The organism is Pseudoxanthomonas sp. LjRoot206 (genome assembly GCF_056175725.1).
In genome coordinates, this window is sequence record NZ_JBGFFI010000001.1 from 241767 (window position 1) to 253747 (window position 11981).

Here is an 11981-nt window from a genome sequence, read left to right on the forward strand (position 1 = left end):
TTCACTCCTCGTCGACGTCGGGGGACGGGTCCGGGACGCGGGCGTTCAGGTCTTCCAGCAGGGCCCTGGCGTCGGCTTCGGCGGCACGGTAGTCGAATTCCTCGATGCGAAGCGCCAGCCGGTCGCGGGCGTCGCCAGGCAGAATCCCGTCAGCGATGCCGCCGAGCGCCTGCTCGATGATGTCGGCATCGTCGCTGTCCAGCGCGGCGAGCAATCCCTCCAGCGCGACGATCGGGTCGTCTATCTGGCGGGCGAGTGGCGCATCGGGGCCGGCACCCGACGCCACGTACTGCGCCACATCGTCCAGCGTCTCGCGCAGGGTCACCCGCAGGCTCGGCAGCAGGTCGCCGATCTCTTCACCGTTCCGAAGGTGTTCCTCGATGTCGGCGCTGATCGCCACCAGGCTGCTCATCGCGAGCGAAGCCGCGGCGCCGCGCATGCGGTGCACGTCGGCGCATGCCTGCATCGTCTCGTGCCGACGCAGGGAGAGTTCAAGCGTCTCCACGAGGTCGCCGTAGCGTCGCGCGAACTGCGCCAGATAGCGCTTGTAGGGTGCCTCCTCGCGCCAATACGCCAGGCCCCGCTGCACATCAAGCAGTTGCGGGTCGATGTTCTCCGGCGCAGCGATCGTAGGCGTTGCATCGTGAGCATCCACGTGAGGCGGCCGTTCGGAGGGTGGGCACGCAGGGGTGGGCGCGAAACGCGTAATGGCGGCGACCAGATCAGGCACTTCGAAGGGCTTGGCCACGAAGGCGTTCATCCCGGCCGCCAATGCCGCATCCTGTTGCGGCTTGAAGGCGCCCGCGGTCAGCGCGATCACGGGCATGCCGGCGAGCGCGGGCAGGCCGCGGATGCGGCGCGTGGCTTCATAGCCGTCCATCACCGGCATCTGCACGTCCATCAGCACGGCGTCGAACAGGTCCGGCATTTCACTCAGCACGTCCAGGGCTTCGCGTCCGTCGCTGGCCTGTGTGACCGTCGCGCCTTCTCCTTCCAGGATGCGCTGCGCGACTTCCCGGTTGATTTCGCTATCGTCCACCACCAGCAGTCGGTAGCCTGCGAGCAGATGTCCCGAAGCGGGGGTGGCACGGCGGCGTCGCAGGCTCGGATCGCGACGTGCGAGGACTTCATTGATGGCGTTGTACAGGACCGATGCCGTCACCGGCTTGGTCAGGACCGCGTCCACCGCGGTCCGATGGGGTTCGTGGTCCACGAGCTGCCGCTCGAACGCCGTCACCATGATGATGATGGGTTGCTGCGATGACTGCAGGCCCTTGCGGATGTCGGCGGCTGCACTCAGCCCGTCCAGGCCCGGCATCTGCCAATCCATCAGCACGACGTCACAGGGCGTGCCCTCCGATGTCGCCAGGCGCGCTATCGCCCGGGTGCCGGACTCGGCCTCTTCGACCGTCCACCCGAACCCGCGCACGACCATGCTCAGGTGCTCGCGTGCGGTATCGTGGTCATCCACGACCAGCACGTGCCAGGGGCTGCGGACAGTCGCGGCCTCATCCGGCGTCTGCTCCCGGGGAAACAGCAGCTCGAAGCGGAACCTGCTGCCCTGGCCGGGCGTGCTGTCCACCTGAAGCGTTCCACCCATCAACGCCACGAGCCGGTTGCAGATGCTCAGGCCGAGTCCGGTGCCGCCGAAGCGACGCGTGGTGGACGAATCGACTTGCGAGAAGGGCGAGAAGATCATTGCCTGCTTCTCGGCAGGGATGCCGATGCCCGTATCGCTGACCGTGAAGCGCAGGAGGACGTTGCCTGGATCCTCGATGGGCAGGCGTTCCACCTGGAGCGACACCTCGCCGCGCTCGGTGAACTTGATGGCGTTGCTCACCAGGTTCACGAGCACCTGGCCCAGGCGAAGCGCATCGCCACGCAGGTGGCGCGCGCCATCGGGTGCCGGCGATACGAGCATCTCCACCGTACGCGCATCCACCGCCGAGCCCATCAGCGTCGCCACGTTGTCGAGCACCTCGGCCAGGTCGAAGGGCGCTTCCTCCACCTCGATGCGACCGGCCTCGATCTTCGAGAAGTCGAGCACGTCGTTGATGATGCTCAGCAGGGAACGCGCGGCCAGGTTTATCTTGCGGATCATGTCCTGCGCGGCCGCGGGAAGATCCACACGGTCCAGCAGATACAGCATGCCGAGGATCGCGTTCATGGGCGTGCGGATCTCGTGGCTCATGTTGGCCAGGAAATCGCTCTTGGAGCGATTGGCCTGTTCCGCCGCGCTGATCGCCTGGTGCAACTCCGAATCGCGTTGCTTCTGTTCGGTCAGGTCCGAGGCCATCACCAGGAAGCCCGATGCCTCGCCGTGCTCGTCGCGAAGGGCGCTGACATTCAATGTCACCGGCAGATGCGTGCCGTCCCGGCGCACGTAGGTCCATTCCGCGATATCGCTGCCGGCGGCGGTGGACAGGCTGGCGATCTGGGCGAAGGTGGCGCCGACATGGGTGCCGTGGCGTGCGGACAGCGCGAGGGATCGCGACCACAGCTCCGCGTCATCGTGCAGGAGATCGACGCTGGTGCCGCCGGCGGTGACTTCGCTGGCCGCGTGTCCCAGCATGCGCTCGGCCGCCGGATTGAACAGGGTGATGCGGCCCTGCGGATCGGTGGCGACGATGGCGTAGCCCGCGTGTTCGAGGATGGCGCCCAGTCGCGAAGAATAGGTGCGGATCTGCGCGGTGCGGTCCAGCACCTGCTGCTCGAGCGTGGCATTGAGGCGCATGATGCCCTCCTCGTGCCGCTTGCGTTCGGTGATGTCGATGATGAACGCGAGCGCGAAACGTCCCTCCGCGGTATGTATGGGGTTGAGGCCGATCTCGATCGGCACGCGGGTGCCGTCGCGTCGAAGGCCGTACAGGTCGCGGCCCGCGCCCATCGGACGGGCCTGTGGCTGGCCGAAATAGCGCTCGATGTAGCCGGCATGGTGCCGGCGCGTGTCGGTCGGCAGCAGGCGATCCACGGGCTGGCCGAACAGGTCTTCGCGTGCATAGCCGAAGAGCTCTTCGGCCTTGGCGTTGGCCAGCTGGATGCGACCGGCCTCGTCCACCATGAGGATGGCGCTTGGCGAAGCCTCTACCACACGGCGGAACTGCTCTTCCGCGCGCAAGTGGTGCGTGAGGTCATGCAGGAAGAGCGACGCGCCCTGGGTTTGTCCGTCGACGTCACGGATGACCGAGAGGCTGGCGCGGACGTCGGCAACGCCCCCGTCGTGGCGTCGCAGACGATGGCGCGTGCCCTGGATGTCCCGGGATATGTCCTGGAACGCGGGCTGCCCGGATTCATCAGTGAGGACCGTCGGGAGGGGCCGGCCCAGCGTGTCGTCGGCGGGGTAGCCCAGCATCTTTTCTGCCGCCGCATTCCACAGCGTGATGCGGCCTGTGGGGTCGCAGGCGATGATGGTCTCCGTCGAGCCGGTGACCAGCGCCGCCAGCCGGACATGATCGAGGAAAGCCGCGCGACGCCGTTCCCGCGAAGTGGCGACCAGATACCACACCGCCACGCTCAGCAGGCCCAGGCCGGCGGTGGCCATGGCCACCAAGAGCGGGGAGGGCAGGCCCAGTCCCTGCACGAAAGCGGGCCGGGCCACGTAGTGCGCGCGCCAGTCCCGTCCGTGGATGCGAATGGCGCGTTCCGTCGCCAGGCTGCGCACGCCCGGCGAGGAAAAGTCGGCGCTGGCGTAGAACGGTCCGTGGCGCGCGTCCTCGCCGGCATCGGAGAGGGCCAGATCGTACAGGCGGTCGGTGTGTTCCGGCCGTTCGAGGACCGCGTCGATGTTCAGGGCGGCGTATGCCCAACCGCGTGTCGCCTGCCAGCGCGCGTCGTCGGTATCCGCAGGCGCCCCGTCGCGGTAGACGGGCAGCAACAACAGGAACCCATGGCGCGCGCTTCCTGCTTCCTGCACCAGCGTGATCGGGCGGGACAACGTGGCCTGGCCGCTGCGCGCCGAAGCCAGCGCGGCCTCCCGGCGCGCGGCTTCCGACGCGATGTCCAGTCCGATGGCCGCCTCGTTGTTCGTCATCGGCTCCAGGTAGCGAATGACGAATCGTTCACCCGCATGCGGTGCCAGGGTGCGGATGGCGAAGTGGGGCATGCCGTCTTCCCGCGCCATCTGGACGAAGCGCGCCTCTTCGGCGGGAGCGACACGCTGGATGTAGCCGTAACCGCGGATGCCGGGGAACTCGCGCGCATAGTCGCGCGAGGCGCTATAGGCTTGGAAACGTTCCCGGTCCAGCTCCGGGCCGGCGGCGATCACGGCGCCGCGCGCGCCGCGCAGGCCGTGTTCGAAGGCAGCCAGCTGGGAGTGGAGCGTGGCCGTGGCGGTGTTCGCCAACTGGTCGAAACGGGCGCGCTGGCGCGCATCGTTCGCTCGGTGCTGCAGCGCGCCCGCGAGGGCGGACAGGGCGATCACCGCCAGACACAGGGCACACGCGAGCCAGCGGCGGTCCAGTGGCCGTCGCGGAACATGTCCCTTTGCTCCCTCCTCCCGCATGTACTACCCCCGCACGTCTCCGAGACATGGGCCCTTCCGACAAAGGGCTGCGGTAAGCACGAAGCTGCACTCTAGGCCAGTGTGAGGTGATGCTCAAGCTGCCGGGACGCCGCGACGGGGCCGGGCGATCCCACCGCCCGACCCTGGATGATCAGGCCTCCAGCGCCGTTCTTGCCGCGCGCCGGGCGGGGGTGGGGCCGACGGTCCGCGGTGCCGCGCGCTCGGTGGTCCGGAACGTGGACACGCTGCGCCGCAGGTCGTGCGCCTGCGCTTCCATCGCGCGCGCGGCGGCCGAAGCCTCTTCCACCAGGGCGGCATTCTGTTGGGTGGTCTCGTCGATCTGGACGATGGACTGGTTCACCTGGTCGATGCCGGCCGCCTGCTCCTGCGACGCCGCCGCGATCTCGGACATGATCTCGCTGACGCGCTGGACGGCGGCGACCACGTTGACCATCGAATCGCCGGCCTCGCCCACGAGCGCCGACCCATCGTTGATGCGTTCCACCGACGCTTCGATCAACTGCTTGATCTCCTTGGCGGCGGTCGCCGATCGCTGCGCGAGCGTCCTCACCTCGCTGGCGACCACGGCGAAGCCACGCCCCTGTTCTCCCGCACGGGCGGCTTCCACCGCGGCGTTCAACGCCAGGATGTTGGTCTGGAACGCGATGCCGTCGATGACGGAAATGATCTCGGAGATGCGGCGTGACGATTGCTCGATCTGCATCATCGTCTCGACGGCCCGACCGACGATCTGGCCGCCCTCGGCAGCGACGCCGGAGGCGGACAGCGCGTGCGTGTTGGCCTGGCGCGCCGAATCCGCGTTCTGGCGAACGGTCGACGTCAGCTCCTCCATCGACGCGGCGGTTTCTTCCAGGTTGGCCGCCTGCATTTCCGTGCGCCGCGCGAGGTCGGCGTTGCCCGCTGCGATCTCGCTGGCGGCCGTGTTGATGGATCCGGTGGCTTCCTGGATGCCCGACACGATGCTCCTGAGCTGCCCGACCGTCGCATTGGCGTCGTCGCGCATCGTGGCGAACACACCGTGGAACTCGCCGCGCATGGTGTGGGTCAGGTCGCCCTCGGCGACTGCCTTGAGCAACGCCGAGAGTGCGGACAGGTTGCCTTCGGTGGAATCCATCAGCCGATTTAGGCTGGCGACCATGTCATGGAAGTCATGCTGGTAGGCGCCGGCCGGTCCACGCTGCGAGAAATCCCCTGCCGCCGCCGCGGCGGCCAGGCGCTTGATGTCGGCATTGATGGCCTGCAGGTTGCGCTTGGCCTCGTCCATCGCGGAGGTGAGGACGGCCTTTTCGCCGGGCAGCACATCCATGTCGACCGACAGGTCGCCGATCGCATAGCACTGCATGACCTCCACCAGCCGCATCTTGACCTGGATATGGGACGCCACCAGGTCGTTGGTGCCCTTGACCATCTCGCCGAAGCCACCGGGGAATGCACGCTCGTCGCAGCGGAAGCTGATGGTGCCCTCTTCATGCCGTGCGGCCATCTCGCGCTGGGAGTCGACCACGCGCCGGATCGTGTCCTGCATGTTGCGCATGCTTGTCAGCAGTTGGCCAATTTCATCGTGGTAGCGGGACGGGATGCGTGCATCCAGATCGCCCTGCGCGATGCGCCCGGCGACGTTCGCCGCGTAGCGGACGCCGCGGGTGACCGAGCGCACGGTGTACCACGACGCCCCGACCACCAGCGACAGGATCAGCACCACCAGCGTCGCGCCGATCGTCAACGTGGTGCTTGCAGAGGACGCGTGGCGGGTGGACTGGCTGGCGAGTTCGACCAATGCGGCGGTTTCGGCGGCTTCCAGCGTCGCGGCCAGTTGGGTCAGCTTGCCCGCGTCGGCGTGTGCGTCGTTGAAGGCGGCGGCGTCCTCGATGGCGGCCTGGCCGCTCCGCAGGGCCGGACTGACCGTGCCCGACAGCGCGATCGCCTTGTCCATCTCCCGCGCGTACGTGCGTATGGACCGCTGGAACTGCTCCCTCAACGCCAGCCGGTGTCCGTCTTCGTTCTCGCTGCCGCGGCGCCGGATGTCGCCAAGCAGCGTCGCGAGCGCGGTGCTGGCGTCGGGCAGGTCCTGCGTGGTGGCCAGCACGAGGTGGTAGGTATCCGCGTGCGTCGTATAGACCAGCAGGCTCTCATCCCCGAGGGCGTCGATGGCGAGCAGTGCGTCGTCGACGTGGGCGGCGAGCGCTGGATCGTCGTGCGGCACCGCCTTCAGCTTTTCCCATTGACGGGCGAGCGCCTGGATCTTCTGGTGGCTGCCCGCGAGATGAGGTTGCGCGGCCGAGGTCGCCAGGGCCTTGTCGTACAGCGAGACGACATCGATGGTCGCTTCCGCAGTGGTCGCATCGGCGGCACCGCGTCGCAGGTTGAGTGCCCTGACCACATCGAGCATCGCATCGAGCGCGGGAAGACTGTCGACCTCGGTGCGGTTGACCACGCGTGAGTCGTTCAGCTGTGACAGGTAGAACCCCGAAGGCACCAGCAGGCCGACCGTGGAGAGACAGCAGATCAGCGTCAATTTGAAAGCGGTGCTGCGGTTATTCCAGGCAGTGAGTAGGGCATTCATGTTCGGTCCGCGCCTTGGTCGTCAGTTGTCGTTCGCAGGGTTAGCGGCGCGCCTGCGGGAACCTGAGGTCACCGGCCTTAGACGTTGGTAGGGGGAATGCCGGCGATGCGGGCCGTACCACGGGCGCGCGCGCCCGATCCGCTCGCAAGTGGTTGAAACGGCTTGGAAACGGTCCGTCGTCCGCGCCCGGTCCGAGCTTGGTAATCACAATTACCATCTTCGTCCCGATGTCCTCCCACACCTTCAATGACGAAAAGCGGGGCCGCTAATTTGAAGGTGGAGAAGACGGCGGACCGGGGTGGGTGATGGCGTTGAAGACGATCTCGACCGAGACGTTGCGGGCGGGCATGTACGTGGTGAAGCTGCACGGCCCGTGGCTGGAGCATCCGTTCTGGCGCACGCGCTTCGTCGTGGTCCAGGACGATGTCGACCGGCTGTTGGCCAGCGAGATCGCCGAGGTGGACATCGACACCCAGCGCGGGCGCGACGTGGATGCGGCTGGCGCGCCCTCCTGCGCCGCGAGCCCGCCGCCCGCCGCGTGGGAGGCGGCGGAGGCCGTGGACGCCCCGGTCCGCGCTGCGGAGCCTCCGCCGCAGGACGTGCCGGGACTGTCCGACGAACTCTCGCGCGCCAGACTCATTTGCGACGACGGGCGCGCCCTGGTCGAAGCGATGTTCGGCGAGTTGCGGATGGGACGGACGATCGTGCTGGACGGCGCGCGCGATCTTGCGACCCGCATCGACGAGTCGGTGTCGCGCAATCCACTGGCGCTGGTCAGCCTGGCGCGATTGAAGACGGCCGACAACTACACCTATCTGCACAGTGTGGCGGTCGCCGGCCTGATGGCGGCGGTGGCGCGCGAACTGGATCTGCCGGCATCGCAGCGCGAGCACGCGGCGATGGCGGGCCTGCTGCACGACATGGGCAAGGCGCATGTCCCGATGGGCATCCTCAACAAGCCGGGTGCGCTCCAGGACGACGAGATGGCCAAGATGCGCCTGCATCCCGAGCAGGGCGAGAAGATCTTGCGCGATGCCGGCATGGATGTTCCCGAGGTACTGCACGTCGTGCGCCACCACCATGAACGCATGGACGGACGCGGATATCCCGATGCCCTCGCGAGCGACGATCTGCCCATGCTTACCCGCATCAGTTCGGTTTGCGACGTGTACGACGCGATCACCTCCAACCGGCCTTACAAGGCGGGCTGGGATCCCGCAGAGTCGCTGCGCCGCATGGCCACGTGGCAAGGCCATTTCGATGTCGCCGCGCTGAAGGGGCTGATACGCGTTCTGGGGATATTTCCGCTCGGCTCGCTGGTCAGGCTGGCGTCCGACCATCTGGCGGTGGTCATCGCCGCCGGTGAGCATCCGCTCGCTCCGCCCACGGTGCGGGTGTTCTACTCCGCCAAGTCCAATGCCCAGGTGTTTCGCCGGGACCTGGACCTTGCGGCGTCCAAGGACAGCATCGTCTCCATCGAGTCGCCCAGGAAATGGGGATTCAGGGATCTCGAGCGCCTCTGGATGGCGTGAGCGGCGCCGACCGTTTTCGCCGAAGGCTGCGCCGGGGGCGTGCCGAAGTCGACCGAGGTCGTGTCGCGGATCAGTCGAGGGGAGGCTCCATGATCAGGCCCCGCACTGCGGAGCCTCCCTGTTTCCCGCATCAGCAACACCGCTTACTTGCCCGCCTGCGCCGCGTCCTTCGCCGCGCGGTCGATGGTGTCGGCCACCACCTTCGGCTGCGTCATGAAGACCGCGTGGCTGGCGGAGACCTTGGTGATGCGCGCGTGGATGCGCTCGGCCATGTGGATGAGCATGGCCTGGTCGAAGGCCTTGTCTTCGGTGGCGATCACCGCCCAGCTGGGCTTGCTGCGCCACGCCGCCTGCGTCAGCACGGTGCCGAACGACGCCATGTTGATCGGCACCTGCGAATCGCGCAGGAACGCCGCGTCCGCATCCGTCGTGTCGTGCGCGAAGCCGGCCTTGAACTTCGCCGGCGCGATGAAGCCGAAGCCGTCGGCGCTGGTCTCGATGACGAACTCCGGCGTCGGCGCGAAGCCCGTGTACTGCTGCGCCGTGGTCTCGCCAGCGTCCGGCGCCAGCGCCGACACATAGACCAGGCCGGCCACCTTGTCGTGCACGCCGGCTTCGGTGATCACCGTGCCGCCCCACGAATGCCCGACCAGGATGGCCGGACCGTCCTGGCGGTCGAGCACGCGCCTGGTCGCGGCGACATCGTCGGCGAGCGACGTCAGCGGGTTCTGCACGATGGACACGCGGTAACCGCGCGCGGTCAGGTCGTCGTACACCGGGCGCCAACCGGCACCGTCGGCGAAGGCGCCGTGCACCAGCACGACGTTCTTCACTGCGTCGCTGTCGCGGGCGGTGGGGGCCGCGTGGGCGGTGGGGGAGAGTGTGGTGGCCAGGGCGGCGGCGAGCAGGGCGGGGATGAGCTTGAACATGGTCGTGTCCTCGGGGCGGTGGTGGGTGGCGTTCGGGGTGCGGCGTTGGCCGGCAGGGGTACTTTGCCGGCGTGGCCGGAACCATCGGTTACGTAACGTCCTGAAAAATTGATCGAGCGTACGTTCCGGCCGCGCGCCCTGTCGCGTCTGCCCGCTGCGGTGCCGGCGGGCAGGGAGGCCATCGGCGGGGCTTACGCCGTGGGCACGGTGCCGCCGTCGATCGTGTGTTCCGACCCCGAGATGGACGCGGCGCGGGGCGAGACCAGGAACGCGATGAGGTCGGCGACCTCGGAGGGCTTGGCCGGACGCCCGACGGGAATGCCGCCCAGCGCGTTCATGACCATCTGCTTGGCGCCTTCGTAATCCGTGCCGGCATTGGCGGCGATGCTGCCGAGGAAATCGATCGAGGCTTCGGTCTCGATCCAGCCCGGCGACACGCGCACCACGCGCACGCCCTGCGGGGTGACTTCCTTCGACAGCGCCTTGCTGTAGGTCGACAACGCGGCCTTCGCGGCGGCGTAGGCGATGGTGGAATCGTGCAGCGGCAGCAGGCGCTGGATCGAGGTCACGTGCAGGATCACGCCGGATCCCTGCGCGAGCATCGCCGGCAGCAGGGCGCGGTCCATGCGCACGGCCGACATCAGGTTGAGGTCGAGCGCCTTCGCCCACTCGCCATCGTCCAGCCTGGCGAAACCGCCCGCAGGTGCCGACGAGCCGCCCACCACGTTGATGAGGATGTCGACGCCGCCGAGATGGTGCTGGGCCGCGTCCGTCGCGGCGCGGACGCCGTCGGCGGTGGCCAGGTTGGCGGCCACGTAGTGCACGCCGTCGAGGGGCTGCTTCGGTGCCGACAGCGCGGTCGCCACGATGCGCGCCTGCAATGAGGCCAGCAGCTCGACGACAGCGCCGCCGACGCCGCGCGTGCCGCCGGTGACCACGACGCGCTTGCCTGCGAGGGAGAGATCGAAGCTCATGGCGCGATCTCCAGCGTGGCGATCTTGCCGCGCTCCAGGGTGAAGCGGTACCGCAGGTCCACCGGGCTGCCCGGGAAGTCGCCCGACACGCGGCTGGTCACGGTGTAACTGCGGCCCTGCGTCTCCAACGTGTGGGGCGTGGCGGTATAGGTGTACCTGGCGGACGCGTCGGTCTTCCAGGCTTCGATCGCGGCGAGACCCGAATGGGTGTGGCCTTCGTCCAGGACCAGGCCGTCCCTGGTGAAACAGCGGGCGACGGCCGGGCCGTCCTGGCGGTCGGCGTCGAAGTAGGCCGCGATGGGCTCGGGCAGGATCAGGTCGTTCATGGCGGTGCTCCGGGGTGGTGTGGACCTAGATTGATCCGTCCACCTGGGTAAGAAAATCACCTATGATCCGATCAAGCTATGTAGGAATCCGTACACAATGCGCGGCGCCGAATTCGCGGAACTGAAGGCCTTCGTGGCCGTCGTCGACCGGGCCAGCTTCGCCCGCGCTGCCGATCACCTGGGGCTGTCGCGGTCCGCGCTCAGCCAGACCATCCGCCAACTGGAATCGCGGTTGGGCGTGCGCCTGTTGAACCGCACCACGCGCAGCGTGTCGCCGACCGAACCGGGCCGCCGGCTGCACGAGCGCATGGCGCCGATGCTGCGCGACATGGACGAGGCGGTGGCGCAGGCGGTGGGCACGAGCGCACGCGCCGCGGGCACGCTGCGCATCAACACGCTGAGCATGGCGGCCAAGCGCGTGCTCGCGCCGCGGCTCGGGCGGTTCGCCAAGGCCAACCCCGATGTCGTGCTCGACATCGTGATCGACGACGCGCTGAGCGACATCGCCGGCGAAGGCTTCGATGCCGGCATTCGCGTGGGTGGCCGCCTGCAGAAGGACATGGTGGCCGTGCGGCTGACGCCGGACATCGAACTGCTGGCCGTGGCCTCGCCGGAGTATCTCGCGCAGCATGGCGAACCGAAGACGCCCGCCGACCTGGACCGTCACGCGTGCATCAACTGGCGCTTCCCCGGCAGCGGCAAGGTCGCGGGCTGGTCGTTCGCGAAGAAGGGCAAGACGGTCGAGGTGTTCGGCGAGGGTCGGGTGATCGCGAACCACCAGGACATCATCGTGCCCGCCGCGCTGCAGGGGCTCGGCATCCTCTACGCCTACAACGACGACGACATCGCCGAGGCCTTGCGCGACGGACGCCTGAAACGCGTCCTCGCCGACTGGTCGCCGACCGTGCCCGGCCTCTACCTCTACTACTCGAGCCGCCGCTACATGCTGCCGGCGCTGCGTGCCTTCATCGACTGTCTGCTGGATCGGGATATTGGAGAAGCTGTGAAGCAGCGCGGAGCCGCTGAGCGCGGGCAGGGAGGTCGCAGTTCGGGGCGGCTTGTTGGCCGGAGTGCGCCGCCCTAAGATCGACCGGCATCAAGGGGATGGCGCATCGTGCGGTGTGCTGAGCGTGGT

General features: G+C 68.1%; 7 protein-coding genes. 2 read left to right on the top strand and 5 right to left on the bottom strand.

What is annotated here, in order from left to right:
- Nucleotide 1: 1 nt before the first annotated feature.
- Both AC04MD_RS01205 and AC04MD_RS01210 read right to left on the bottom strand, forming a co-directional pair.
- Nucleotides 2-4420, bottom strand: a complete 4419-nt coding sequence (locus AC04MD_RS01205) for a CHASE domain-containing hybrid sensor histidine kinase/response regulator (protein ID WP_475495518.1) — start codon at nucleotides 4418-4420, stop codon at nucleotides 2-4.
- Between the two features lie 232 nt (nucleotides 4421-4652).
- A complete protein-coding gene (locus AC04MD_RS01210) occupies nucleotides 4653-7085 on the bottom strand; it encodes a methyl-accepting chemotaxis protein (protein WP_475495519.1) in 2433 nt (810 codons plus the stop codon).
- A 305-nt stretch (nucleotides 7086-7390) separates the two neighbouring features.
- On the opposite strand from AC04MD_RS01210, the gene AC04MD_RS01215 reads away from it, so the two are divergent.
- Nucleotides 7391-8617: an HD-GYP domain-containing protein gene (locus AC04MD_RS01215; RefSeq protein ID WP_475495520.1), complete on the top strand. Its 1227-nt coding sequence runs from the start codon at nucleotides 7391-7393 to the stop codon at nucleotides 8615-8617.
- A 143-nt stretch (nucleotides 8618-8760) separates the two neighbouring features.
- Here the strand turns inward: AC04MD_RS01215 and AC04MD_RS01220 are convergent, their stop codons facing one another.
- The 3 genes from AC04MD_RS01220 to AC04MD_RS01230 form a co-directional block, all read right to left on the bottom strand.
- Nucleotides 8761-9546, bottom strand: a complete 786-nt coding sequence (locus tag AC04MD_RS01220; RefSeq protein WP_475495521.1) for an alpha/beta fold hydrolase — start codon at nucleotides 9544-9546, stop codon at nucleotides 8761-8763.
- A gap of 191 nt (nucleotides 9547-9737) precedes the next feature.
- On the bottom strand, nucleotides 9738-10520 hold the full coding sequence (locus AC04MD_RS01225; protein WP_475495522.1) for an SDR family oxidoreductase: 783 nt from the start codon (nucleotides 10518-10520) through the stop codon (nucleotides 9738-9740).
- Nucleotides 10517-10846, bottom strand: a complete 330-nt coding sequence (locus tag AC04MD_RS01230) for a nuclear transport factor 2 family protein (protein ID WP_475495523.1) — start codon at nucleotides 10844-10846, stop codon at nucleotides 10517-10519. The genes AC04MD_RS01225 and AC04MD_RS01230 overlap by 4 nt, the downstream gene beginning before the upstream one ends.
- Before the next feature lie 97 nt (nucleotides 10847-10943).
- Here AC04MD_RS01230 and AC04MD_RS01235 point away from each other — a divergent pair, with 97 nt between their 5' ends.
- Complete coding sequence (locus tag AC04MD_RS01235) at nucleotides 10944-11930, top strand: LysR family transcriptional regulator (protein WP_475495524.1); 987 nt, start codon at nucleotides 10944-10946, stop codon at nucleotides 11928-11930.
- Nucleotides 11931-11981 lie beyond the last annotated feature (51 nt).

Coding starts and splice junctions, on each gene's coding strand:
- AC04MD_RS01210 (WP_475495519.1), bottom strand. CDS start 7,085: ATGAATGCCCTACTCACTGCCTGGAATAACCGCAGCACCGCTTTCAAA.
- AC04MD_RS01215 (WP_475495520.1), top strand. CDS start 7,391: ATGGCGTTGAAGACGATCTCGACCGAGACGTTGCGGGCGGGCATGTAC.
- AC04MD_RS01220 (WP_475495521.1), bottom strand. CDS start 9,546: ATGTTCAAGCTCATCCCCGCCCTGCTCGCCGCCGCCCTGGCCACCACA.
- AC04MD_RS01225 (WP_475495522.1), bottom strand. CDS start 10,520: ATGAGCTTCGATCTCTCCCTCGCAGGCAAGCGCGTCGTGGTCACCGGC.
- AC04MD_RS01230 (WP_475495523.1), bottom strand. CDS start 10,846: ATGAACGACCTGATCCTGCCCGAGCCCATCGCGGCCTACTTCGACGCC.
- AC04MD_RS01235 (WP_475495524.1), top strand. CDS start 10,944: ATGCGCGGCGCCGAATTCGCGGAACTGAAGGCCTTCGTGGCCGTCGTC.